Genomic DNA, 25956 nt, shown 5'->3' with positions numbered 1-25956 from the left:
GACACTGGACAGTCAATGACTCACATCGCAGCGGGTCTGAGCGTAATACACAAGAAAATGAAAGCACAAAAAACTCCCGTTCCTATGCATTACGCATAGGGACGAGAGTTACCCGCGGTTCCACCCTATTTGCTGCCGTCCGGCAGCCGCCTTAATTTTCACAAAAGCAAAACGTTGCTCTGGAACGCCCTTCCCCTGCTGTCTATTTTCCGGCTTGCACCATCCCGGAATCGCTTTTATAGAGTAAGCTGGGTACTCTTTTCCTTCACCGCAACCTATTAATATTAATTTGAATATTAGCAAAGAACCAATCTGCTTGTCAATGTTAAGACAGCATATCACGCATTTTATCGATTTGATCCAAAAACTTTTTCGCTTTTAAATGAAGCCCTGAGTATTCTTCATAATAGGCCGATATCACTTTTTTAAGTTCATTCTTCGTTTCTTGTTTGACCGAGATATTCCCAAGCCGCGAAAGGTCAAGAGCCTGGAAAAGGCGGAGCAGCTTTACCGTCGCAGGGGCGATTTGATAACGGTATGGATCGTGATGCTCACAGCGATGGCAAATAAGCCCGCCTTCCTTGATTGAAAAAGAAAAATGCCCGTCGGTACTGCCGCACACAGAGCATCGGTTTAATACAGGATAGAGACCGAGGACACTGAGCATTTTTATTTGATAAATGTTGGTCAATATCTCAAGGTCGTATCCTTCGTTCATGTATTGCAGCGTCTGGTAAAGCAATTCAAAAAGATAAGGATTGGGTTTCTTTTCTTCCGTGCTTTTATCTGTCAGGTCAACAATATAACTCGCGTAGGCGGTTAAAAAAATGTCTTCGCGGATGGATCGCATCGAGGAAACCAGTTCCCCTTGCTGGAGATTGCCCAGACCGCTGCCTTTATGGATTAAAAAATAACCATATGTAAACAGCTGGGTGACCGCGGAGAGGCGGCTGTTTGTCTTTTTAGCTCCCCTCGCCATCACACCAACCTTTCCCCATTCACGTGTATATAAAGTGACAATCTTATTCGTTTCACCATAATCTGTAGCTCTAATGACAATGCCTTCACACTTTTGAAGCATAACGCCACCATCCATTAAATTAGACAAATCTATGAGATGGGAAAATCTACCTCTGCTAGCTCAACTTCTTGACTTCCGGGTATTTCTTGTGTGTCCTTCTCCAATTCCTTAAAGAGAAGATATGTGTCAATATTACCTGTTTGCGAAAACACCTTCCAGGTAAAATCCAACATCGAAAACCCCACCTTTCGATTATTCAACTAGCACTTCTGGGCCCAATTCCTTTACATTTATCATAGCCTGTCATTCAAAAATCATGAGACGAAAAATTTGTTAATCTGTTACATGCATAAACTTGAAATTTCAATAATAACTTAGTTAGGGCGAAGATAGTCCGCTAGCGCTTGAACTTTTAATATTCATCTTCGCGGAAACCGTAGTCGCGCAGCTGGTGCATTTTATTCCGCCAATCCTTCTGGACTTTTACCCAAAGCTCTAAAAAAACCTTGGAGCCGAGAAGATTTTCAATATCGATCCTTGCCCTTTGCCCGATTTCCTTGAGCATTTTTCCTTGCTTGCCAATAATGATGCCTTTTTGCGAATCGCGTTCAACAATAATTGTTGCCATCACATGGATTACGTCTTTGTCTTCGCGACGCTCCATTTTGTCGATTACAACGGCAAGGGAATGAGGAACCTCTTCCCGAGTTAAATGGAGAGCCTTTTCACGGATCAGCTCGGATACGATAAATCTCTCCGGATGGTCTGTTACTTGGTCGGCAGGGTAAAACTGCGGACCCTCCGGAAGATATTTTTTGATCTGCTCCAGCAATGCATCAACATTATTTCCTTCAAGTGCAGAAATAGGGACAATTTCCCGAAAGTCATACTTTTCCTTATAGGAGTCGATTACATTCAGCAGTTGATCGGGATGAATTTGGTCAATTTTGTTGATGACAAGGAAAATAGGTGTTCGAACGGACTCAAACTTTTCTAAAATGAACTCCTCACCTTTGCCGAATCCCTCTGCAGCATTGACCATGAAAAGAACAAGATCAACTTGTTTTAGTGTGTTAATTGCTACCTTCATCATGAAGTCGCCCAGTTTATGTTTCGGCTTATGGATTCCAGGTGTATCGATAAAGATCAGCTGTGAATCGTTTTGCGTGAGGACTCCCTGGACCTTGTTGCGAGTCGTTTGCGGCTTATCGCTCATGATCGCTATTTTCTGGCCGATCACTTTGTTAAGAAATGTTGATTTGCCAACATTGGGCCGGCCAATAATTGAAATAAAACCGGATTTGTGCTGTGGCGTTTCGTTTGTATTACTCATGTAAGTCCTCCGGTGAAAATGCTCCTGGCAATAATTCTTCAACAGTGAATTCCCGGGTTACCCCGTGAAGATTGGTTAAGACAACCCTCATATCCCTCGGGCAAAGCTCTGAAATAACTTGCCGGCAGGCTCCGCAAGGCGAGACTGGCCCTTTCGTATCTGCAATGACCGCCATTGCAGTAAAGACGCGGTCTCCTTCTGAATACGCTTTAAACAAAGCTGTCCTCTCTGCACAATTACACATGCTGTATGCAGCATTTTCAATATTGCAGCCATGGTAAACCTTGCCATCATCTGTTAGAAGGGCTGCTCCCACTTGAAATTTTGAGTAGGGAACATATGCTTTTTCTCTTGCTTTTTTTGCTTCTTGAATTAATTGTTCAATGTTCAAAACAATTCTTCCTTTCCAAAAGAAGACTGCCTTCTCTTTATTTTACCCTATTTTGCAGTTAATTTCATCGCTTGTTACAAAATCGCAATAAAAAATATTGAATTTTCTAAAAAGTCTTCCGGTTTATTTTATACTGCTCTGTCATTTTATCGAATATTTAGAGCGTTTACAATCAGCATCCGGTATTGGCCCAATTTGTATCCAGGACTGTTTCATGACAGAAAGGCTGCCCGACAAGGCAGCCCCAGCCTGTCTACAATAGCTTGGGAATAAAAATGATCAATCCGACTGCAACCGATAAAACTGCATAGATCAGCACTGCTCCCGCCGCAATATCCTTTGCCTCTTTTGCAAGGGGATGCTCTTCTTTCGTAACGAGGTCGACGGCTCTCTCGATGGCTGTATTGATTAATTCGAGGGAGAGCATGCCCCCGATGGCAAATAACACAAACAGCCACTCGACAGGTGAAAGTGAAAAGAAAAATCCCGCGCCAATCACAAAAAACGAAATGAAGAAGTGGATTTTCATATTTGTTTCGTTTTTGAGAGCTGAGTTGATCCCGGCACAAGCGTAGAGAAACGACCGAAAAACACCGCAATGACGCCTATTTCTCCTATCTTTGAAGGCCGAACTCATCTAATATATCCTTTTGGCGGCTAAACATTTTTTTTTCGTCTTGCTCGGTCATATGATCATATCCCAATAGATGAAGAAATCCGTGAACAGCCAGGAACCCGAGCTCGCGGATAAACGAGTGGCTATACTCCTCAGCCTGTTCCTTTGCTTTCTGTACAGATATAACGATATCGCCAAGTACCCGCGGAATTTCCGTCCCCTGGATTTGCCGCTCTCCTTCGCCCAATTCCTCCATCGCAAAGGAGATGACATCTGTTGGCCTGTCTTTATCGCGATAATCCCGGTTAATCTCCTGGATTCTCTCATTGGATACGAATGTAATCGAAACCTCACTGCCCGCTTCCACATCTTCCTTTTCCGCCGCAAAATTTAAAAGTGCAACGACGGTGCTGATCTCTTCATCAGCAAGCTGACCGGTTTCATCGATCGGTTCAATTGCTAAGCTCATGCTTGGTTCACCTTCTGTTTCATCATTTCTGGATATTCAATCCTTGAGTGAAAGATTCCCTTTAACGTCTCACATAATGTATGAGCGACGATTTCCAGTTCTTTCAGTGTAATATCACATTCGTTCAGCTGTCCGTCCTGCAATCGGTCAGAAATTATATTGCGGACAATCTCCTCAATTTGTTCATTTGTAGGATGGCTCATCGAGCGGACAGCCGCTTCGACACTGTCGGCGATTCCAATGATTGCCGATTCCTTTGTTTTTGCTTTCGGACCTGGATACCGATAGTCTTCCACCTTCGCTTCAAGGCCGTTTTGTTTTGCTTTGTGATAAAAATACTTCAATAGGGTTGTTCCATGATGCTGTTCCGCAATATCAACAATTTCCCGGGGCAGGCGATGCTTTCGTAATGCTTCTGCCCCATCTGTTGCATGGGCAATAATGATATTTTTACTTGTCTGCGGCGGCAGGCGGTCATGGGGATTTTCAATATTCAATTGATTTTCAATAAAGAACTGCGGTCGTTTCGTTTTGCCAATGTCATGATAATAGCAGCCAACCCGGGCCAGCAGCCCGTTTGCCCCGACCGCTTCACATGCTGATTCGGCAAGATTGGCAACCATGACACTGTGATGGTACGTGCCCGGTGCCTCTGTTAAAATTTTGCGGAGGAGCGGATGATTCGGGTTTGAAAGCTCAATTAACTTCATTGTCGACAAAATTCCGAATCCAGCTTCAAAAAATGGCAGCAGCCCGATCGTCAGAACAGCGGATGCTATCCCGGACACAAGTGCGGCGATCAAATAGAAACTATATTCAAGGCCGGAGTATTGTCCGTTTTGCAAAAACAATAACGAAACAATCACGACAAGATTGACCGCCGAAACGAGCAAACCAGCCTGGAGAATTTTTGAGCGTTGGTTTTGCTTGCTTAAAAATAAAATTCCTGCCAGTCCGCTGCATAAAATGTAGATCCCGATCGTCATATGAATGGTTCCGGTAATTCCTTCGTTAAAAAGGATGCTGCCGCAAACCGCCATCGCAATTGTCATAAATATAGCCAGACGTTCATCGATTAAAATTTTTATCAGCATCGCACCCATTGCAGCCGGGAACACATAACCGATATCAGCGTACTCATACATTTGCAAAAGGCTGATCAACTTCATGATGATTATCGACAGGACAAAAATTAAGCTGAACAGCAGCAAATTTGTCTGCTTTTTATCTTCCGGGGTTTTTTCATTAAAATAATAATAAAGAGCAAGCAGCAAAATCGAAATAAACAAAACGAGACCGGCGAACGGTTTTATCGAGTTATCACTATCAAGCACTCCAGCCAGCTCGAGCTGCCGGAAAATTTCGCGGCTGATCAGCTGTCCCTCCTCCACTAATATCTGCCCCTGAAGAATTTTAACAGGTTCTATATCTTCCTTTGCCTGTTCTCTCAGTTCTTCTGTAGCAACCGGATCGTAAAATTCATTTTGGACGACCGCATACCTGCCAAGAGCGATCGCAGCGTCCTTCATATTAGCAGATAGGCTCGTGTATTTGAGCTCTTCCTCAAGCCGCTTCTTTGCATTTTCGACTTGATCAGCCGGAATTCGCTCGTTCATGACATGGTTAATTGCCGTAACCGTTAAATCTTTCGCGATTGATAATTCATCCTTCCCCGTCTGCAGAAGCGAATTAAAAACCGGATCTGGAATATCTTTCGTCACATTTTCCGTCAATTTATCCTTCAGCATCGGAAGCTTGTCAGCTACAGTCGGCGCTGTTGCTGGAGCGGTTCCCGTGCCATCTGCATTTGTCTGAGCCTGTTTCTGGAGCTGATCCTGCTCCATTTTAATCTCTTCTTCCACCTCGGAAACCGAATCAAATATGGACGAAATTAAATCGACCCGGTTTTCCGTATACTCTTTTTTCATTGTGTAGACGTCCTGAACCTGTTCGCTTGCCTCAGTCCGCTTCCGTTCCGTATTGGCCCGGTCTTCAAGGGTAATCGGCGAACGGATTGTTTGCTCCGCAACAGAAAAAAGAGTCAGGTTCAGTTTTTCCGGTTTTACATTGCTGTACATAACAGCAAATAATATGATTCCGATCGAAACAAATAACAGCACCTTAAAAAAGGTAACATCCAGCAGGTTGCGGATTTTCGCTAATTGTCTTTGAAGCTTTTCCATCTTCGGCCCCTCCTATCACGGCTCGAAATCATGGCCAGATAAGCAGTTTAGTTTTGTCGACTCTAATTATGTAAAATCATAACAGTTTTTCATCCAAGTTTCATCCTCAAATCGGATTAGCTCAAAAAATGTTTGCAAAAAAGAAAAATCCCACGATAGTTTATGCGCAACACTGCGAATAGCTTGCATTTTCCAAAAGAAATAACTGCCCGGCAGCCCGGACAGTTATTTGCTTTCATTTAGATCATATGCATGAATAATTTTTCCAACGAGCGGGTGGCGCACAACATCACTCTCGTCAAGGTGGGTAAAGCTTATGCCTCTTACATTGCCTAAAACGTCTTCCGCTGCAAGTAAACCGGACCTTACCCCTTTAGGAAGGTCAACCTGTGAAGTATCACCGGTAATGACCATTTTTGAACCAAATCCGAGCCTGGTTAAAAACATTTTCATTTGTGCCTGCGTTGTGTTCTGTGCTTCATCAAGAATCACAAAAGCATCATCAAGGGTTCTCCCTCTCATATAGGCAAGCGGGGCGATTTCAATCGTTCCCCTTTCAATCAATCGCTGTGTATGCTCTGCTCCGAAAATATCATTAAGGGCATCATATAAAGGCCGCAAGTACGGATCGACCTTCTCTTTCAGGTCTCCCGGGAGAAAGCCGAGGCTTTCCCCTGCTTCCACCGCCGGCCTGGTAAGGATAATCCGTTTTACATGGCCGTTTTTTAATGCGCTCACAGCCATGACAACCGCTAAGTATGTCTTTCCTGTGCCGGCAGGGCCAATTCCAAACACAAGGTCATGCTTTTTGATGGCGTTAATATACTGACTCTGTCCAAGAGTTTTAACTCGAATTGATTTCCCGTTTGCCTTTTTGGCAATTTCTTCATCGTAAATAGCCTCGAAATATTCAAGTGTGCCTTTTTTCGCTAATTCAATAGCATAGATGACATCTCTCTGACCGATGTTCATTCCTTTTCTGATCACAGCGAGCAGTTTCACCAATATTTTACCTGCAAGATTTATTTGATCCGAATCTCCCGAAACGTAGACGGTTTCGCCTCTCGTCACTATTGAAACATCCAATTCTTGTTCGATTATTTTTAAGTTTGTATCTGAATTCCCAAATAAAGCAATCGCTTCATTCGCATTCTCAAGCTGGATATCAATTGTTTTTAACTCTTCTGTCATTCGTCGTCTCCTTGGATAATTGGTTGTCCTTCTGCGATATTCTCAATAATTTGGAAGTGTATTGATAAATTTACTTTACCATTCTCGATGGACTGGTGCAAAACTTTTTCACCCTTAATGGTAGCATCCTCAGTCAACTTACTTTTTATTTCATTTCTCGCGATCTCCTTTGCTGCCTGAATCGCCTTTTCATTGGAGTAAGTTCGTGTAACCTGTTCACTTTCACGATGTGTGCTTGCTACATATGAAATCGGCAGCTCCCACTTGATAAAACGGATTTTTTTCTCATTTGTCTCTGTCTCAAATTTGCTAAATTCCGGCTTTCCAAATCCCCAGACCGGCACAGCGACACTGCCTATTTTCAAATAGTGTTTTCGCTTCTCATTGCCGCTAAAAGTCTGGAAAGAACTTTCTAACGGAAGCTCAACTTTACACCAGTACCAGGTTTCTCCGAGAATTTCCCCTTTGGCCGGAATAATTATACTTTGTTCTTCTCTGCCGATTACACCTGAAACCAGTAGCTGCCCTGCCGTCACATGATCATGGATATTGACAACTGGATCGCCCTGTTCGACAAACATATCAACAATGACGGCCTTCTTTTTAGCAACTAAATTCCTTGGAGAAGCGTATTCCGGCTGCTCCGGCTCGTTTTTTTCGACGACTTGCATCCGATAGGTTGTCCCCTTTAATTCAACACCCACCCAGGTAAGCGCTTCGATATTGTTAGTGAGCTCACGCTGGATCGTGCTCACATCATCAACAAAAAACTGGAGCTTGCCAATTTTCACACCCATCTTGTCCAATTCTTTGCGAATCTGATATTCTGTTGCCGGATTAGCTCCTTTTATTTCAATAGCCCAGATCATATTTGATAGAAACATAATGACTGCAAAAAAGACGAACGTTCCCGCTGCAAAGCCGCTGTTTTTCAACAACCTTTTCAGCAAAAATGGGGCGCCTGTCCGATTTAAAAAATGAACTTTACACTCGCTTCCTCTTGCAGCAGCTCTGAGCTTATGAACGTCTTCAAGCCGAAGTTTAATTGTCACCGTTTCCGTTCCATGCCTCTTAACCTGCCAGATATGCAACCCCTTTTTTGTCAATCGATTTAAGAGCCGCTCAATTCCTTTTCCTGTTATTTTCACCGTCACAATTCCTTTATAAAATTCAACCCACTGATTCTTCATATCTTCCTCCTGGATTATTCTTAATATGACGAAAAGGCCGAATCACCACGCGTGATCGCTTTCTTGTTACTGTATATACATGACCTGATCAATTTGCCCCTCGACCAATATTTCTTCAGGCAAAATCGTTTTTATGACAAAATGATTCCCTTTAATTAACAGCTGCCCCTTTTCAAGAAGCAGCCTTATCTCTTTATCTGTAAAAGTAAGTAAGCCCCGGTGGTTCTCAATGTATATATGTAATTGCCCGATCATCGTTATACGCGGCAAATCGAGCATGACATCCTGCGGAAGATCCATTTTCTTTGTCATCCAATTCCATATCGAATGGCTCAACTTTTTTGACATAAAAAAAGAACCCCCTTTCATCTCATGTTTATGAAATGAATGGGGGTTCTAGCACACCTTTTTCCCGGATGTCCACATCGTTTACGCTCATCTTCCGCCTATCTTTTAAATGGATGATGGGGGCGTTTTGCCCTTGACTGTCCAAGGACCTCCGCAAGGATCACTCCGTTTAAGAGATTCTGTTGATCAATATCAAGCTCTGTACGCTCTTTTTCTTCGTTTTCCTGAAAAATGCTCGCAGCTGACGCTTTCTCGTTTTTCTTTAAAGATCGCAGCTTAGCTTCAGCCTGCTGTTTCTGTTCTTCATACTTATTGTCAAGTCTTGTCGCCGTCATCTCACGCGTTTCCCGGCGCGCAGCCACTGGTGCTGGTGCTGGTGCCGGAGCCGGAGATGGGGCAGGTGCGGGCTGCTTTGGTGCCTGGGGCCGCACAGGCCGTTGCTGCCGCTGTTCCTTGCCGGCATCTTTAAAGCGATTGAACAAGCTGGAAATGATCCCGAGTACAACCACAATAAAAATAGGATTTTCAAAAATAAACTCCATTAGAGGCTCCTCCCTTCTTAAGTCCGGGTTTTCCTCTTATTATTTCTTGCCGTTATCTTTTTTCTCGCCTGTCATTTTGCCGATTGAGCCCCTCATATCGGTATCAGCCGAGATATTTTGGATGTTCATATAATCCATTACACCGATATTGCCTTCTCTTAAAGCTTCTGCCATCGCAAGCGGCACGGTCGCTTCCGCTTCGACAACCTTCGCCCTCATTTCCTGGACGCGTGCTTTCATCTCCTGCTCCTTTGCCACCGCCATCGCCCGGCGTTCTTCTGCCTTAGCCTGGGCAATATTTTTATCTGCTTCAGCCTGTTCTGTTTGAAGCTCGGCACCGATGTTTTTACCGATGTCAACGTCCGCAATATCAATCGAGAGGATTTCAAATGCGGTACCTGCATCCAAGCCCTTTGAAAGGACGGTTTTCGAAATCATATCCGGGTTTTCCAGTACTTTCTTATGGTTGTCTGAAGAACCAATTGTTGAAACGATCCCTTCACCAACACGGGCAACAACCGTCTCTTCACCGGCTCCTCCTACTAAGCGCTCGATGTTGGCACGGACGGTAATTCTTGCTTTTGCTTTTACTTCGATTCCATTCATTGCCACGCCGGAAATAAACGGTGTTTCGATTACTTTTGGATTAACGCTCATTTGGACTGCTTCCAAAACGTCACGTCCTGCCAGATCAATTGCTGCACTGCGCTCAAACGATAGTTCGATATTGGCACGGTGGGCGGCGATTAATGCATTGACAACCCTGTCGACGTTACCGCCGGCAAGATAATGGCTTTCAAGCTGGTTTGTCGTTACATTTAATCCGGCTTTATGCGCCTTGATTAACGGATTAATGACGCGGTTTGGGATAACCCGGCGCAGCCTCATTCCAATCAGGGTGAATATGCTTACTCTTACTCCGGCTGCAAGGGCCGAAACCCACAGCATGACCGGCACAAATGTCAATAAGATTGACAGCAAAATAATGCCGAGCACGATGGCTACTAAAATAAATAACATTGATGCTTCCATTCAGATTTCCTCCTAGTTATTCGTTTTTATCTAAATCAGGAATTTCCCTGACCACGATCCGCGATCCCTCTGCTTTTATGACTCTCACTTTGGCTCCCTGCAGTACAAAGCCTCCTTCACTGACGACGTCAATGCGCTCATCCTCTATCACTATCGTACCTGCTGGCCGCAATGCGGTTAAGGCATAGCCTTCAAGGCCGACCAGTTCCAGGCGATTTTTATTGGAGACATAACCGCTTTCGGTGCTCGTTGAATCGGTTAAAATCATCTTTTTAAACAGTCTCATTTTTTTACCAAACACCTTTACTAGTAAAATAGATGCTAAAATGGACACTCCGATTGCAATTAACAGGGATATACCCATATGGAACACGTTATCTGATGCTAAAAACAAGCTGCCCAGGATGGCTGCTGCTCCAAGTATACCGGCAATTCCGCCCGGAACAAAGAGCTCGAGGATGAGCAGGCCGATTCCGACCGCGAATAGAATGAAAGTTTCGTATCCAGCCAGGCCGGCAACGAGGTGTCCGTAAAAGAATAATAAAAGCGCAGACAAGCCCGTGAAGCCAGGAAGGCCAAAGCCTGGTGAGTATAGCTCAAGGACAAGCCCGAGACTTCCCAGTGTCAATAAAATCGGCACTACGATCGGGTTGGTGATAAAGCGCGCAACCTTTTCTGCAAAGCTTTCTTCGACGGTTCGAACTTCAGCATCGGCAAGGCCGAGCTTTTCCGTTAGTTCATCGAGATCGTTTACGGTTCCTTCTGAATATCCGACTTCAAGCGCCTCATCACTTGTTAACGTCAGCAATTTCCCTTGACCGGCCCCGTATTCAGATAAATCATTGTCTTCACTGGCCATCGCAATCGCGTATTGCGGATCCCGGCCAGCATGCTGTGCTGCGTTCTCCATTTCCTTCAGCCAGTAGGACTCCGCTTTTTTACCGGCTGTATTTCCCTGCTGGTCTATAATCGCAGCAGCACCCATCGTCGAACCGGGAGCCATATAGATTTCGTCAGTATACAAGGAAATATATGCTCCAGCAGATAAGGCCTGCTTGTTGACGAAGCTGACCGTTCTTACATCTGTTGTCGCCAGCAGTTTGCCAATTTCTGCTGCTGCATCCACAGCGCCTCCGGGAGTATTGATTTCAAAAATAATAGCAGCTGCATCCTCCGCTTCGGCGGTTTGGACAGCTCGCTTCAGGAAACCGAAAAGGCCTTTTTCAACCGTTTCCTCAAGCGGAACGACATAAACAATTTCATCCTTTGCAGAACCTTCAGACGGAAAAACGATTGCCAAGAAAGCAAGTAAAAGAGCTATTGCTGTAAGATAGCGGCGTATTGCCACACCCTTCCCCCCTTTCTTCCATTTATTTCGTTTATGTATTTACGTTTTCCGATAAAGAAAGATTCATTTTCAAGAAAAAATATCAATGTTACTTTCTCCCAATCATCCATGAATGATGTGACAGAAACAGCATATGCCCTGGCAGCCGCAAAATACAAAACGGACCGCAGACAACTGCCTGCGATCCTGTTTCATTCAATTATGAAAGATGTTGTTGTACGAGTTTATTTACAAGCGATCCGTCTGCTTTGCCTTTAACCTTGGGCATTATCGCAGCCATCACTTTGCCCATATCAGCTTTTGACGATGCACCTGTTTCCAAAATCGTTTCTTGCACGATTTCAGAAACTTCCTCTTCGGAAAGCTGTTGTGGCATATATAGATCAACATACTGTAATTCAGTGCGAATTTTTTCAACAAGGTCTTCACGACCTGCTTTTTCAAATTCCTGGAGGGAATCCTTGCGTTGTTTTACTTCGCGAGAAAGAACTGTTAACTCTTCTTCTTCGGATAGCTCTTTTTTACCGAGCTTAATCGCTTCGTTTTGCATCGAAGCTTTTACCATCCGAATTACAGTGAGTTTGTCTTTTTGCTTGCTTTTCATCGCTTGTATCATATCACTATTTAAACGCTCGAGAAGACTCAATCATATACACCCTCTCTTACCACTTACGTTTTCTTGCAGCCTCAGACTTTTTCTTACGCTTTACGCTAGGCTTTTCGTAGAACTCGCGCTTTCTGGCTTCCTGTAAAGTACCAGTTTTAGATACAGTACGTTTGAAACGACGAAGAGCATCTTCAAGCGATTCGTTTTTGCGAACGACAGTTTTAGACATTCTCTTTCCCTCCCTCCGAGCACAACCCACTAACATTACTACATGAAAATTCCATGTACTTTGCAATTATAATATAATGCCCGTGCAAGGTCAACTCTGTATTTAGTCTCCTCGTTCTCCGTACAATATTCAAGTGTCTCTATTTCATGGCATGTCATTCGCAATCCCCCCATATGATTTAAGAAGGGAGTGAAGGACATGCTTTTGATGCTATTATTTATCCTGTTCATTGGGATGTTTATCTTCGGCATGACGATTTTAAGAACAGGCTTGTTTAATTTATCAGCCGGTTCACTTAAATTGTGGATGGCCCGGCTGACAGCTTCCCCAATGAAAGGGTTCCTGATTGGTATATTGGTCACAGCCATTCTCCAGAGCAGCTCTGCAGTTATGGTCATCACAATTGGAATGATTTCAGCCCGGCTGTTAACCTTTCCGCAATCGATTGGCATCATTCTTGGCACCAATATTGGTACCACCTTCACAGCAGAGTTTATTACATTTGATATCGATTCCATCCTGCTTCCGCTGTCAGTTACCGGTGCCATTCTGATCGCACTCAATAATAAAAGAGTGCGAAGTGCCGGCATGATCATATTTGGGATTGCAACGGTGTTCACCGCGATGCGAGGATTTAAATACATGGCAACACCTTTGTCAGTCACGCCTTACATTGATAATCTGTTGACATTTTTGAATGACAGCCATCTGTTTAGTGTCATGGCAGGAGCAATCATCACTGCTGTAATCCAGTCAAGCACCGCGGTAGTCGGAATGCTGATGGGCTTTTTAATAGCGGGCCATTTAAGCCTCGTGTCTGCGGTTGCGATTATGTTCGGCGCCAACATTGGCACATGTGTAACCGCATATATCGCCTCGATAACTGCAGGCAGAGAAGCCAGGCTCGCTGCATACGCTCATATATGGCTTAATGTTCTCGGTGTTGCCGCTTTTTTCCCATTTATAAAAATACTTGCTGATGCTGCTCCATTAACCGCGGATGACATTGATGTCCAGCTTGCCCATATCAGCGTTTTCTTTAATGTCGTTTCGTCGCTGATCATCCTCCCTTTTGCAGAAAGGTTTGGGCAAATAATACTATGGATTCATGACCGAAAATGATTTTTTCCTTTTAGAAATAATAAACGCCCTTAAACTGGACTAGGTTTAAGAGCGTTTATTCGTTTTAATTTGATTAATAGTCTGAGTCACCGGTTAACCCTTTTACAATCGAAACACCTGAACTTGCACCGATTCTCGTTGCACCTGCTGCGATCATCATTTCGGCATCAGCCGCGCTTCTCACTCCACCGGATGCTTTGACGCCGATGTCGGGACCAACCGTCTTACGCATTAATGCAATATCCTCTTTCGTGGCGCCGCCAGTTGAAAAGCCTGTTGATGTTTTTACAAAATCTGCCCCGGCCTTGACTGCAAGTTCGCATGCGCGCACTTTTTCTTCTTCAGTTAACAGGGATGTCTCAATAATCACTTTTAGCAATGCCTTGCTTTTTGCTGCTTCGGCAACCGCACGGATATCACTTTCAACTATGTCATAATTTCGATCTTTTAAAGCGCCAATGTTGATTACCATATCGACTTCACCAGCACCGTTTTCAATCGCATTTTTCGTTTCGAAAGCCTTTGTTGCGGATGTTGTTGCCCCAAGCGGAAAGCCAATTACCGTACATACCTTAACTTCCGTGCCGCTCAAAAGTTCACTTGCGTATTTAACCCATGCCGGGTTGATACAAACGGAGGCAAAATGATGCTGCTTCGCTTCCTCGCACAGATCCTTTATTTGTTCTTTTGTCGCATCTGCTTTTAACAGTGTATGATCAATCATGCTTGCTACATTTTTACTCATCTTGAACTCTCCTTTACAATGGAAGGTTGTCCGTACCTCTCTAATCATATCATTGTATGGTTGAAATTTCGAGAATAAATTATAAAAATGCAATCGGTTTCAAATTCGTACTCTAAAAAAAAGAATTGCTATCATTAAAAATAGCAATTCCATCTCACATTATACTGCCGCTTCTTCCTTCATTTCCGTGTCTTCGATGACGCGGACGAATTGTCCTTCGTTGAATGGATAGCCGGCTTTGGCAATTTTAACTTTTACAATTTGGCCGATCATTGTTTCATCAGCGGGGAACACAACTTTTAAATAATTATCCGTGTATCCAACATAAAGACCGCGATCGGGCTCATCTTTATAAATTTCTTCCGGAATGACTTCGAGGACTTCGTTTTCATGTTTTGATGCATATTCTTTCGCCAATTGATCGGACAAGGCGATCAGGCGGTGAACGCGTTCGTTTTTAACCTCTTCGTCTACCTGGTCTTCCATTCTTGCTGCCGGTGTTCCGGTCCGCTTTGAGTACGGAAAGACATGGAGTTCGGAGAATTGATGTTCTTTAATGAAATCATAAGTCTCCATGAATTCTTCCTCTGTTTCTCCAGGGAAACCGACGATTACATCAGATGTGATTGCCAAGCCCGGCAATGCTTCTTTGAGGCGGGTCAAGCGTTCAGCGAAGAACTCCATCGAGTATTTTCTGCGCATTCTTTTTAACACTGTGTTTGATCCTGATTGAAGAGGAATATGCAAATGGCGGACAACCATTTTTGACTGGCCCAGCACTTCAATCACTTCATTGGTAATTTGGCTTGCTTCAATCGAGGAAATTCTTAATCGTTTTAAGCCTTTTACCTGCGCTTCTAAATCTCTGAGCAGCATCGCTAAATTGTAATCCTTCATGTCTTCGCCATAGCCGCCGGTATGAATTCCGGTCAGGACGATTTCCTTATAGCCAGCATCGACAAGCTGTTGCGCCTGGCGGATAACTTCCTTCGGATCGCGTGATCTCATTAAGCCGCGCGCCCATGGAATGATGCAAAACGTGCAAAAATTGTTGCAGCCTTCCTGGATTTTAAGCGATGCCCTTGTGCGATCGGTAAAAGCGGGCACATCAAGCTCCTCATAAACACGATTCTTCATGATGTTACCGACACCATTAATCGGCTGCCGCTCTACTTTAAACTGTTCGATATACTCAAGCATTTTAACCCGGTCTTGTGTGCCGACAACAATATCAACTCCGGGTATGGCCATAATTTCGGCAGGAGATGTTTGCGCATAGCATCCGGTTACACAGATAACAGCATCGGGATTTTTTCTGATTGCGCGGCGGATGACTTGGCGGCTCTTTTTATCTCCTGTGTTCGTTACGGTACAAGTATTAATAATATAAACGTCTGCCGTGGATTCAAAGTCAACACGGTCATATCCTTCCTGTTTGAACAGCTGCCAGATTGCCTCTGTCTCATAATGGTTGACTTTGCATCCAAGCGTATGGAAAGCTACTGCAGGCATCTATTTCACCTCATCAATTCAAAATGATAAGAAACGGCAGCCAGTGCGTAGAGCGGGGCCGTTTCTGTTCTTAATATTCTTGGTCCAAATCCGCATGAAATAAACCCGGCTTCTTTCAATTGTGCGATTTCCTGGTCGGCCAGGCCGCCCTCAGGCCCGAACACAATCAACATTGACTGGTTTTTTTCAACAGATGCGAATGTTTTCGAAAGCATTGATGACTCACCGGCTTTGGCATCTTCTTCATAGGCGATCAGCTTAAAATCGTAATCGCGGCTTAACGCCAAGAGCTCCTTGAACGTGACCGGTGCTGCCACCTTTGGGAGCAGTCTTCGGTGCGACTGTTCTGCAGCTTCCTTGGCTATCTTTTGCCACCGTTCCACCTTTTTACTGGCCTTATTATCGTCCCATTTAACAATCGAACGGGCTGCAGTAAAAGGGATAAATTGATAAGCTCCAAGCTCAGTTCCCTTTTGGATGATCGTTTCGAGTTTATCCCCTTTAGGCAGGCCGCTCGCGATCGCTACCCGAACTGGCAGCTCGGAGGATCCTTCTTCCCATTGTACAACGGTTGCGATTACAAGGTCATCGGTAATTTCTGCAATTGTGCAGATCGCACTCTTGCCGTCGGAGTCAGAACAAATAATTTGGTCACCTATTTTGCCCCGCATGACCCTGACAATATGATGCCTGTCGTCACCAGAAATATAAAAGCGCCCTTCAGAAGCGGGAGCATTAACAAAATACCTTTGCAAACCGTGCACCTACCTTTAAATCTGATTCACGAATTGATTAATCTTGGTACCCGTACCGCAGATTTTACTATATTTTCGTTGCTAAAAACAGCAAGCCGTTTTTGCGGGAAACCGAAAAAAGGGCAAAACGATTTATGTGCCCCTTTTCGTAACTTAGCGTCTTTTCGCGATTATCGCAACCCAATCTTCCATATGAATGGTTTCTTCAATCTCAAATCCGGCGTCGATGATTGCTTCCCTTACTTGCTGCTTTTTCTGTGCGATAATTCCCGATGCGATGAAATATCCGCCCCGCTTGACGACCCGTGAAACATCATCGGTAAAACGAAGGATGACCTCAGCCAATATATTTGCTACAACAACATCTGCATCTTCTCTAATACCGTCCAGCAAATTGTTTTGGGAAACGGTGCAGCGCTCCTGGACTTTATTCAGTTTAATATTCAGCCGGGCCGATTTTACTGCAATTTCATCGAGATCCAGAGCCTGAACCTGGTCTGCCCCCAATAAGGCGGCCGCAATGCTTAGCACCCCTGAGCCTGTACCGACATCGACCACACGGTCCCCTTGCTTCACTGTTCGCTCTAAAGCCTGAATACACATAACCGTTGTAGGATGTGTTCCCGTTCCAAACGCCATCCCCGGATCGAGCTCAATGATCAGTTCATCACTGTTTACAGGCGTGTAGTCTTCCCACGTAGGCACAATTGTGAATTTCTCGGAAATCTTCACTGGATTATAATATTTCTTCCAGGCTGTTGCCCATTCTTCTTCATTGACTTCACTGATGGTTACTTCATTAAGCCCGATATCAATGTTATGAATGATTAGATTGTTAATTGCTTCTTTGATTGCGTCCACTGTTTCACCAAGAAAGCTGTTGACAGGCAGATAAGCTTTTACAATAACGCCTTCCTCCGGATAGTCATCAGGATTAAGTTGGTAGATTTCTCCGAACTGGTCTTCCCGCTCCTTCACAAGGTCAGCCGGATCTTCAATTACCACTCCGCTCGCTCCGGCTTCATGCAATATATTTGAAATCGGTTCAATCGCCTCATTTGTAGTATGAATGCTGATTTCTGACCATTTCATCTCCTACCAACTCCGTTTCCTTTATTCTCCCTTAAAGGCACGCTTCACTTTTTCAAAAAAGCTCTCCTCATGCTCCCCCTGGGGAACTGTTCCACTGACTTCAGCAAATTCATTTAACAGCTGCTTCTGTTTCTCTGAAAGCTTTGTCGGAGTAACGATCCTGACTACTACATGCTGGTCACCCGTACCATAACCCCTGACATTCGGCACACCCTTGCCTTTTAAGCGGAATCGCGTTCCAGTTTGTGTGCCTGAAGGGATCTTTAGTTTGATTTTTCCGTGTAAGGTCGGCACTTCTATTTCGTCCCCCAACGCAGCCTGGACAAAAGTAATCGGCATTTCACAATAAATATCATCACCATCACGTTCAAAAAACTCGTGGGAACGGACATGGAACACGACATATAAATCACCGGCAGGTCCACCATTAATACCCGGCTCTCCTTGTCCGGACACGCGCAGCTGCTGGCCGTCGTCAATACCGGCAGGAATTTTTACGTTAATCTTGCGGCGTTTTGTCACCTTGCCGGTTCCGCGGCATGTTGAACATTTGTCCTTAATTTCTTTGCCTGTTCCGTTACAGTGGTTACAAACCCTGCGGTTGACAATTCTCCCAAACGGAGTATTTTGCTCCACATTCAGCTGGCCGGTACCATGGCAATGCTTGCACGTTTCCGGTTTTGTTCCCGGTTTCGCCCCGGATCCATTACATGTATTGCAAGTCTCTTCGCGGGGAATTTCAATATTTGTTTCTTTTCCAAAAACGGCTTCTTCGAAAGACAGTGTCATTGTATATTGTAAATCTGCACCCTGTCTTGGGGCATTAGGATCCCTGCGTCGTCCGCCACCGCCGCCGAAAAATGTATTGAATATATCCTCAAAACCGCCAAAGCCACCGCCGAAATCTCCGCCGCCAAAGCCCTGATTCGGATCGGTATGGCCGAACTGGTCATAGTGGGCGCGGTTTTGGTCATCGCTCAACACTTCATATGCTTCTTTTACTTCTTTAAATTTTTCATCAGCATCTTTTTCTTTGTTAATGTCCGGATGGTATTTTTTAGAAAGCTTCCGATATGCTTTTTTTATTTCATCCTTCGACGCACTTTTGCCAACTCCAAGCACTTCGTAATAATCCCGTTTACTCATGAAACCACTCCCCGATTTCCTGTCACATAAAGGTTATTGTATCATTTCAAACTAAATTCGTGCAACATCGCCATCATGCGTGATTATTGTGATTTTACCAAAAGCAAAAACGCACAGCATGTGTTTCCTTTCTCAAAGAAAAAGCCAAAGCCAAGGATGACCTGACTTTGACTTTCCTTAAGAAGCACAAGGATTATTTATTGTCCTTATCATCCTTAACTTCTTCAAATTCTGCATCAACTACATTGTCTGCTTTACCGGCTTCCTGTCCTTCAGACCCTTCCGCAGCCTGGGCTTGTTTCGCCGCTTCTTCATAAAGCTTAACTGTCAAGTTTTGGACGATTTCCTGCAAGGCATCTTTCTTGGCACGAATTTCTTCGAGCTCATTCTTTTCAATTGCCTGTTTTAAAGCATCCTTCGCTTCATTTGCTTTCGCAACTTCAGCTTCGTCCACTTTTCCTTCTAGATCCTTCAAAGTCTTCTCAGTTGTAAAGACAAGCTGGTCTGCTTCGTTGCGGAGTTCCACTTCTTCTTTCCGCTGTTTATCTGCTTCAGCGTTTTCTTCTGCTTCTTTGACCATGCGTTCGATTTCTTCATCTGATAATCCGGTAGATGATTTAATCGTAATGGCCTGCTCTTTGTTTGTACCTAAATCTTTTGCACGTACATTGACAATTCCGTTTTTATCGATATCAAAAGAAACTTCGATTTGCGGAATTCCTCGTGGTGCTGGCGGGATATCGGTTAATTGGAAACGGCCAAGCGTTTTATTGTCAGCTGCCATTGGGCGTTCCCCTTGCAATACATGAATGTCAACCGCTGTTTGGTTGTCTGCAGCTGTTGAGAATACTTGTGATTTCGAAGTCGGAATCGTGGTATTGCGGTCGATCAGCTTCGTAAACACACCGCCCATTGTTTCAATTCCAAGTGACAGTGGTGTAACGTCAAGCAAGACAACGTCTTTCACGTCTCCGGAAATGACACCGCCTTGAATCGCTGCACCCATCGCTACGACTTCATCCGGGTTCACACCTTTATGCGGCTCCTTGCCAATTTCCTTTTTAATCGCTTCTTGAACAGCCGGAATCCGCGTCGAACCTCCGACAAGAATGACTTTATCGATCTCTGCTGCAGATACGCCTGCATCCTTTATCGCCTGTCGTGTTGGACCCATTGTTCTTTCAACAAGGCCTGCTGAAATCTCATCAAATTTCGCTCTTGTCATCGTAATTTCCAAGTGAAGCGGTCCAGCTTCTCCTGCGGTAATGAACGGCAGTGAAATTTGTGTGGAGCTAACACCGGACAGGTCTTTTTTCGCTTTTTCAGCCGCATCCTTCAAGCGCTGCAGCGCCATTTTATCTTTAGAAAGGTCGATGCCATTCTCTTTTTTGAACTGATCAACAAGATAGTCGATGATCACCTGGTCGAAATCATCGCCGCCAAGGCGATTGTCACCAGCTGTTGATTTTACTTCAAATACTCCATCGCCAAGCTCAAGGATTGAGACGTCAAAAGTTCCGCCGCCAAGGTCATAGACAAGAATGGTTTGGTCTTCATCCATCTTATCAAGGCCATAAGCGAGGGCAGCCGCAGTCGGCTCGTTAATGATCCGCTCTACTTCAAGTCCGGCAACCTTTCCGGCATCCTTTGTCGCCTGGCGCTCTGCATCGTTGAAATAAGCAGGCACTGTAATGACGGCTTTTGTAACTTTCTCTCCTAAATATTCTTCAGCATAGGATTTAAGATACTGAAGAATAATCGCAGAAACTTCCTGTGGCGTAAATTCTTTTCCTTCTGCTTCTACTTTATAAGCGGTCCCCATGTGACGCTTAATTGATTGGATCGTATTAGGGTTTGTAATTGCCTGGCGTTTTGCTACTTCCCCCACCTGGCGCTCACCGTTTTTAAAAGCAACGACAGAAGGTGTTGTCCGATTTCCTTCCGGATTGGGAATTACTTTTGGTTCGCCGCCTTCTAACACGGCTACACAAGAGTTAGTCGTGCCCAGGTCAATACCGATAATTTTGCTCATGCGTTTTTCCTCCCATATCTAAATATGTAGTTTTATTTATTGGTTTACCTTTACCATCGATGGACGAATCACTCTGTCCTTCAACTTGTAGCCTTTTTGAAATTCTTCTACAACGACATTAGGCCGATAATTATCGTCTTCAACCTGCATAACCGCCTGGTGCAGATGGGGATCAAATTCTTGGCCAACTGCATCAATCGGCTCAACCCCTTCTTTTTTAAGAGCATCAAGCAAGCTGCGAAATACCATTTCCATTCCTTGTAGAACAGACTTGGCTTGTTCATTTTCAGCTTCCATTTTTAAAGCTCTTTCAAAATTGTCGATAGCAGGTAGCAGGTCTGTGATTAAGCTTTGTGCTCTATATTTTTCACGTGCTTCAAGATCAAGTCTCGAACGCCTCCGGAAATTATCGAGATCGGCTTGCAAACGTACATATCGGTTATCCGCTTCCTCCAGCTTCGCTTCAAGCTCGGCAATTTTAACATCGGCCTCGCTTGCTTCATCTGTGGCTTCCGTTTCAATTTCAGCGCCTTCAAATGAATCGCTTTCTGCGAATACCGGCTCGACTACTTCTTCCTGCTGATTCTGTTCCGTTTCAGTTGCTGGTTGTGCAAATTCATTTCTATTTTTTTCTTCTGTCAAATTGCTCACCTCCCTTAAAGATATACGATATTGTCCGGATGGTTTCAAGTCAAAAGCGTTGTGCGAACAGGGCATGGAAAGAAAAGGGTGGAATGTTCACCACCCTTATTCAATATTGCCTGCCTTAATTACTTTGATACAGTTTTGATAAAACAGTTGTTAAATCTTTGCTTATCAGCTGCAGAATGCTGACAACTCTTGAATATTCCATGCGGGTTGGCCCGAGAATCGCAATTGTCCCGATCTTTTCAGCTCCCATTGAATAAGTAGCGGTAATTAGACTGCAGTTATCCATCGCTGAGTTGTTGTTTTCTCGTCCGATTTTAATATTGATCCCATGCGGGTTTTCACGGATCAGCTCGTAAATGCCATCCTCCTGCTCTATCATCGCCAGCAGTGAGCGGATTTTTGCAATGTCATGAAATTCCGGCTGGCTGAGCATGTTGGTTTTACCGCCAAAGAATAACTTCTCGTTTGTCGGCAGCTTTAACGTTTCCGCAAATGATTGCAGCATAAAGTCATAGCTTTGAATGTGCTGCCTGAGCAGTACACCCACCTCTTTATAGATTTTTCCGTTAAGGTGGACAAGCGGCACGCCTACAAGCCGCTCGTTCAAAATATTGACCATTTTTTCAAGATCGCCGCCATCGATCGATTCAGGCAACTGAAACATCCGGTTTTCAACATGGCCGGTATCGGTGACAATAATGGCGATGGCGGTGTCCTGATTCAAAGGCACAATTTGGATTCTCTTTAATTTGTGGTCCATGACATCAGGCCCTAAAACGATCGAAGTGTAGTTCGTCATCTCCGACAAAATCTTTGCCGATTTTTGGACGATTTTTTCAAGCTCGTATATTCGCTCTGCAAAAATCGATTTTATTTTATGAACATCTGTCCTGTTTAGTTTTTGCGGAGACAACAAATGGTCAACATAGTAGCGGTAACCTTTTTCAGATGGAATTCTCCCTGATGAGGTGTGCGTTTTTTCAATAAAACCCAATTCTTCCAAGTCAGCCATTTCATTGCGTATCGTAGCCGAACTAAATGAGATATCCCCTTTTTTCGACAAGCTCCTTGAACCGACAGGCTGGGCAGAACGAATAAAATCATCAACGATCACTTGAAATATTAATAATTGCCGATCTGTTAACAACTTCATCACCCCTGTTAGCACTCTTATTGAATGAGTGCTAAATCTAATAATAAATTATCAAACAACAGGGGAAGCTGTCAACGATTAGCTTACACCAATAAAGGATTGAAACACTTCATTACCAAGCAGCCTTCCATTCTTTGTAAGATAAATATGGTCGTCATTCACTTCAAGCAAGCCCCTGGTTTGCATTTTTGTTATTCCATCAGCAAAGACGACGAGCGGATCGGCGCCGAATTTGTCCGAAAATTGTCGAATCGAAACTCCTTTCGTCATTCTTAAGCCGAGGAACATTTCTTCCTCTTTCCGTTCTGCATCGGTCACCTTATGGCTATCCATAACAGGAAAATGGTTTTCTGATAATGGATCCATGTATTTTTTCAATGGCCCGTAGTTGGAGATTCGATGCCCGTCTGTGTAGCTATGCGCCCCAGCCCCGAAACCGTAGTACGATTCATTGGCCCAGTACGTGATATTATGCCGGCTTTCAAAGCCGGGACGCGCGAAATTGCTGATTTCGTATTGCTTGAATCCGTGCTTATCCATTTGTTCCATCAGCAGTTCAAACATGGCTGCTTCCGTTTCCTCTCCCGGTGTCGGCAGCTGCCCTTTTCTCATCAAATTATAAAAAACTGTTTTCGGTTCAATGATTAATGAGTAGCCTGAGTAATGCTGGATATCGAGAGAAAAAGCTGTTTCCAAAGTGTCACGGAAGTCATTAAGCGTTTGCTCGGGAAGGCTGAAGATTAAATCTACGCTTATGTTTTCAAAGCCCGTCTGCTTGGCAAGGTCAATTGACTTGAACACATCATCGCGGCGATGGGCACGGCCAATTTTCTCTAAAAGTTTGTCGTTAAAGGTTTGAACCCCAAAGCTAAGCCGATTGACTCCGGCTGATGCCAAAATCTGAAGCTTTTCTTTTGATAAATCACCCGGATTCGCTTCAAAACTGAATTCAGTATCCTCATTGAATGGCAGCTTCTCTGTGATGATTTCACAAAGCCTTTGAAGCTGCTGCTCATTTAAGGCAGTCGGCGTCCCTCCGCCTACAAAGATCGAATTCAGCGGGTTTGCCGGGTATTTTTCCAGGGTAAGCTCGATTTCCTTTGCCAATGCTTCCAGGTAAGCTTCAACCGGCTGCCCTTTTAAAAATACTTTATTAAAATCGCAATAATGGCAAATATGTTCACAAAATGGGATGTGGATATAAGCTGCTTTGATCATCTGCTTCACTACCTTTTGTCCGTTTAATAGTAAAAGAGGCTAGAGCAGGCATGCGCGCCTCCGTCTACCCTCTGTAAAATTATTTCTTCGTGTTGCTGTCGTCCATTTTTAAAACGGCCATGAAAGCTTCCTGCGGTACTTCTACCGAGCCGACCTGCTTCATGCGTTTTTTTCCTTCTTTCTGCTTTTCCAACAGCTTCCGCTTCCGCGAAATATCGCCGCCATAACACTTGGCGAGCACGTTTTTACGCATCGCTTTGATTGTGGAGCGAGCGACAATCTTTTGGCCGATTGCTGCCTGGATTGGCACCTCAAACTGTTGGCGCGGGATTAACTCTTTTAATTTCTCAACAATGACTTTACCGCGTTCATAGGCGAAATCGTTATGCACAATAAAGCTCAATGCATCCACCTTTTCAGCATTTAACAGAATATCCATTTTGACAAGTTTTGACTGCTTATAGCCAATCAATTCATAATCAAACGAAGCATAACCCTTCGTCGAAGATTTTAGCTGATCGAAGAAATCATAGACGATTTCTGATAATGGGATTTCATAGACGATGCTGACGCGCGTTTCATCCATGTACTGCATATCAACGAAAATACCGCGCTTTTCCTGGCAAATCTCCATAATTGCCCCGACATAATCGTTTGGTGCCATCATCGTTGCTTTTACATACGGTTCTTCAATCCTGTCAATTTTTTGCGGATCCGGCATATTGGAAGGGTTATCCACCTTCACCTCGGTGCCGTCTGTCATGATGACATCATAGATAACACTTGGTGCTGTAGTAATCAGGTCAATCTTAAACTCGCGCTCGATTCGTTCCTGGATAATCTCCATATGAAGCAGGCCCAAAAATCCGCAGCGGAATCCAAATCCCAATGCCTGGGACGTTTCCGGTTCGAATTGGAGAGCGGAATCGTTAAGTTCAAGCTTCTCAAGCGCTTCGCGCAGATCATTAAATTTCGCACTGTCGATCGGATAAAGGCCGCAGTAGACCATTGGATTCAGTTTCCGGTAGCCTGGCAGCGCTTCAGTCGCTCCGTTCTTGGCATTCGTGATCGTGTCGCCAACCCGTGTATCACCGACATTTTTGATCGCGGCTGTTAAAAAGCCAACATCACCAACAGATAACTCATCACGGGAAACGGCTTTTGGCGTGAAGACGCCTAGTTCCGTTACTTCGAACTCTTTGCCGGTCGCCATCATTCTCACCTTATCGCCTACTTTTACGGTCCCTTCGACAACACGGATATATGCGACAACACCCCGGTAAGCATCATATAGTGAATCAAAGATAAGCGCTTTTAGCGGCGCGTCCGGGTCACCCGTTGGTGCAGGCACTTTTTCTACGATTTGTTCGAGAATTTCTTCGATTCCAATCCCGGCTTTTGCTGAGGCGAGCACGGCCTCGGAAGCATCCAAACCAATAACCTCTTCAATTTCAGCGCGGACTCGTTCTGGATCGGCACTCGGCAAATCAATTTTATTAATAATCGGAAGGATCTCCAAATCGTTATCAAGCGCTAAATAAACATTTGCCAATGTTTGGGCTTCGATTCCCTGCGCCGCATCAACGACAAGAATCGCTCCTTCGCAGGCAGCAAGGCTCCGAGACACCTCATAGGTAAAATCGACGTGCCCTGGCGTATCAATTAAATGGAAAGTATACTCCTCTCCATCTTTTGCGCGATATTTTAGCTGAACAGAATTCAGCTTGATCGTAATTCCCCGTTCTCTTTCAAGGTCCATTGAATCAAGGAGCTGATCCTTCATCTCTCTTGATGTAAGAGCATTCGTTTTTTCCAATATCCGGTCTGCTAAAGTCGATTTTCCATGGTCGATATGCGCGATAATGGAAAAGTTCCGGATTTTCGATTGTCTTTTCTGTCTTTCTTCTCTGTTCATTGGGTTCACTCCTACTATACTCGCACATGTACACTATTTTTGATTATATCAGCAGGGATAACAAGATTCAATGAAAAGTCCCGGCCCTGCGGCTACGGAGCGGCAAAAAGGCTAG

Annotated in this window: 26 protein-coding genes and 1 other annotated feature; of the genes, 1 reads left to right on the top strand and 25 read right to left on the bottom strand. The window is 44.3% G+C overall.

What is annotated here, in order from left to right:
* Nucleotides 1-94: 94 nt before the first annotated feature.
* Nucleotides 95-278 (bottom strand) — a binding site (T-box leader).
* Nucleotides 279-325: 47 nt separating this feature from the next.
* The 15 genes from recO to rpsU form a co-directional block, all read right to left on the bottom strand.
* Complete coding sequence (recO, locus tag CU635_RS02395) at nt 326-1081, bottom strand: DNA repair protein RecO (RefSeq protein WP_101575573.1); 756 nt, start codon at nt 1079-1081, stop codon at nt 326-328.
* A 29-nt stretch (nt 1082-1110) separates the two neighbouring features.
* The gene (locus tag CU635_RS02390; protein ID WP_101575572.1) at nt 1111-1254 is read right to left on the bottom strand and encodes a YqzL family protein; all 144 of its coding nucleotides are present in this window, start codon (nt 1252-1254) and stop codon (nt 1111-1113) included.
* Between the two features lie 179 nt (nt 1255-1433).
* Nucleotides 1434-2354 carry a GTPase Era gene (era, locus tag CU635_RS02385; protein WP_101575571.1) on the bottom strand — a complete coding sequence of 307 codons (921 nt, stop codon included), beginning with the start codon at nt 2352-2354 and terminating at the stop codon, nt 1434-1436.
* Complete coding sequence (locus tag CU635_RS02380) at nt 2347-2745, bottom strand: cytidine deaminase (protein WP_101575570.1); 399 nt, start codon at nt 2743-2745, stop codon at nt 2347-2349. The genes era and CU635_RS02380 overlap by 8 nt, the downstream gene beginning before the upstream one ends.
* A 253-nt stretch (nt 2746-2998) precedes the next feature.
* Entirely contained in the window at nt 2999-3382 is a 384-nt protein-coding gene (locus CU635_RS02375) for a diacylglycerol kinase family protein (protein WP_101575569.1), read from the bottom strand.
* Nucleotides 3360-3830: an rRNA maturation RNase YbeY gene (ybeY, locus tag CU635_RS02370; RefSeq protein WP_101575568.1), complete on the bottom strand. Its 471-nt coding sequence runs from the start codon at nt 3828-3830 to the stop codon at nt 3360-3362. The genes CU635_RS02375 and ybeY overlap by 23 nt, the downstream gene beginning before the upstream one ends.
* Nucleotides 3827-6013, bottom strand: a complete 2187-nt coding sequence (locus tag CU635_RS02365; RefSeq protein WP_101575567.1) for an HD family phosphohydrolase — start codon at nt 6011-6013, stop codon at nt 3827-3829. Before CU635_RS02365 ends, ybeY begins: the two co-directional genes overlap by 4 nt.
* A gap of 225 nt (nt 6014-6238) precedes the next feature.
* Nucleotides 6239-7204, bottom strand: coding sequence for a PhoH family protein (locus CU635_RS02360; protein WP_101575566.1), 966 nt, complete (start codon nt 7202-7204; stop codon nt 6239-6241).
* Nucleotides 7201-8394 (bottom strand): sporulation protein YqfD, encoded by a 1194-nt coding sequence (gene yqfD / locus CU635_RS02355; protein WP_101575565.1) that lies wholly within the window; start codon nt 8392-8394, stop codon nt 7201-7203. Before yqfD ends, CU635_RS02360 begins: the two co-directional genes overlap by 4 nt.
* A 66-nt stretch (nt 8395-8460) precedes the next feature.
* Entirely contained in the window at nt 8461-8742 is a 282-nt protein-coding gene (yqfC, locus tag CU635_RS02350; RefSeq protein ID WP_101575564.1) for a sporulation protein YqfC, read from the bottom strand.
* 98 nt (nt 8743-8840) lie between these two features.
* Complete coding sequence (locus CU635_RS02345; RefSeq protein ID WP_101575563.1) at nt 8841-9284, bottom strand: hypothetical protein; 444 nt, start codon at nt 9282-9284, stop codon at nt 8841-8843.
* Between the two features lie 39 nt (nt 9285-9323).
* Nucleotides 9324-10316 carry a flotillin-like protein FloA gene (floA, locus tag CU635_RS02340; protein ID WP_101575562.1) on the bottom strand — a complete coding sequence of 331 codons (993 nt, stop codon included), beginning with the start codon at nt 10314-10316 and terminating at the stop codon, nt 9324-9326.
* Nucleotides 10317-10332: 16 nt separating this feature from the next.
* On the bottom strand, nt 10333-11664 hold the full coding sequence (locus CU635_RS02335) for an NfeD family protein (protein WP_101575561.1): 1332 nt from the start codon (nt 11662-11664) through the stop codon (nt 10333-10335).
* A gap of 199 nt (nt 11665-11863) precedes the next feature.
* Nucleotides 11864-12310, bottom strand: coding sequence for a GatB/YqeY domain-containing protein (locus CU635_RS02330; RefSeq protein ID WP_101575560.1), 447 nt, complete (start codon nt 12308-12310; stop codon nt 11864-11866).
* A 16-nt stretch (nt 12311-12326) separates the two neighbouring features.
* Nucleotides 12327-12500: a 30S ribosomal protein S21 gene (gene rpsU, locus CU635_RS02325; protein WP_026692851.1), complete on the bottom strand. Its 174-nt coding sequence runs from the start codon at nt 12498-12500 to the stop codon at nt 12327-12329.
* Between the two features lie 198 nt (nt 12501-12698).
* Here rpsU and CU635_RS02320 point away from each other — a divergent pair, with 198 nt between their 5' ends.
* Entirely contained in the window at nt 12699-13622 is a 924-nt protein-coding gene (locus CU635_RS02320; protein ID WP_101575559.1) for a Na/Pi symporter, read from the top strand.
* A gap of 73 nt (nt 13623-13695) precedes the next feature.
* Here CU635_RS02320 and deoC read toward each other — a convergent pair whose 3' ends face one another.
* The 10 genes from deoC to lepA all read right to left on the bottom strand — a co-directional run bounded on the left by deoC (nt 13696) and on the right by lepA (nt 25841).
* Complete coding sequence (gene deoC / locus CU635_RS02315; RefSeq protein ID WP_101575558.1) at nt 13696-14367, bottom strand: deoxyribose-phosphate aldolase; 672 nt, start codon at nt 14365-14367, stop codon at nt 13696-13698.
* Between the two features lie 159 nt (nt 14368-14526).
* Complete coding sequence (gene mtaB, locus CU635_RS02310; protein WP_101575557.1) at nt 14527-15879, bottom strand: tRNA (N(6)-L-threonylcarbamoyladenosine(37)-C(2))-methylthiotransferase MtaB; 1353 nt, start codon at nt 15877-15879, stop codon at nt 14527-14529.
* A 5-nt stretch (nt 15880-15884) separates the two neighbouring features.
* Complete coding sequence (locus tag CU635_RS02305; RefSeq protein ID WP_101575556.1) at nt 15885-16634, bottom strand: 16S rRNA (uracil(1498)-N(3))-methyltransferase; 750 nt, start codon at nt 16632-16634, stop codon at nt 15885-15887.
* Nucleotides 16635-16787: 153 nt separating this feature from the next.
* Nucleotides 16788-17726 (bottom strand): 50S ribosomal protein L11 methyltransferase, encoded by a 939-nt coding sequence (prmA, locus tag CU635_RS02300; protein ID WP_101575555.1) that lies wholly within the window; start codon nt 17724-17726, stop codon nt 16788-16790.
* Nucleotides 17727-17747: 21 nt separating this feature from the next.
* Entirely contained in the window at nt 17748-18872 is a 1125-nt protein-coding gene (gene dnaJ / locus CU635_RS02295) for a molecular chaperone DnaJ (protein WP_101575554.1), read from the bottom strand.
* Nucleotides 18873-19065: 193 nt separating this feature from the next.
* On the bottom strand, nt 19066-20904 hold the full coding sequence (dnaK, locus tag CU635_RS02290) for a molecular chaperone DnaK (RefSeq protein WP_101575553.1): 1839 nt from the start codon (nt 20902-20904) through the stop codon (nt 19066-19068).
* 36 nt (nt 20905-20940) lie between these two features.
* Nucleotides 20941-21546, bottom strand: coding sequence for a nucleotide exchange factor GrpE (grpE, locus tag CU635_RS02285; protein WP_245917282.1), 606 nt, complete (start codon nt 21544-21546; stop codon nt 20941-20943).
* A 124-nt stretch (nt 21547-21670) separates the two neighbouring features.
* Nucleotides 21671-22702 (bottom strand): heat-inducible transcriptional repressor HrcA, encoded by a 1032-nt coding sequence (gene hrcA, locus CU635_RS02280; protein ID WP_101575551.1) that lies wholly within the window; start codon nt 22700-22702, stop codon nt 21671-21673.
* Nucleotides 22703-22786: 84 nt separating this feature from the next.
* Entirely contained in the window at nt 22787-23926 is a 1140-nt protein-coding gene (gene hemW / locus CU635_RS02275) for a radical SAM family heme chaperone HemW (protein ID WP_101575550.1), read from the bottom strand.
* A gap of 79 nt (nt 23927-24005) precedes the next feature.
* Nucleotides 24006-25841: a translation elongation factor 4 gene (gene lepA, locus CU635_RS02270; RefSeq protein ID WP_101575549.1), complete on the bottom strand. Its 1836-nt coding sequence runs from the start codon at nt 25839-25841 to the stop codon at nt 24006-24008.
* Nucleotides 25842-25956: the final 115 nt, after the last annotated feature.

The sequence above is a fragment of the Bacillus canaveralius genome, from assembly GCF_002860125.1.
Classification (GTDB): Bacteria; Bacillota; Bacilli; order Bacillales; family Cytobacillaceae; genus Bacillus_BJ; species Bacillus_BJ canaveralius.
This window is presented reverse-complemented; position numbering and strand designations above follow the sequence as displayed.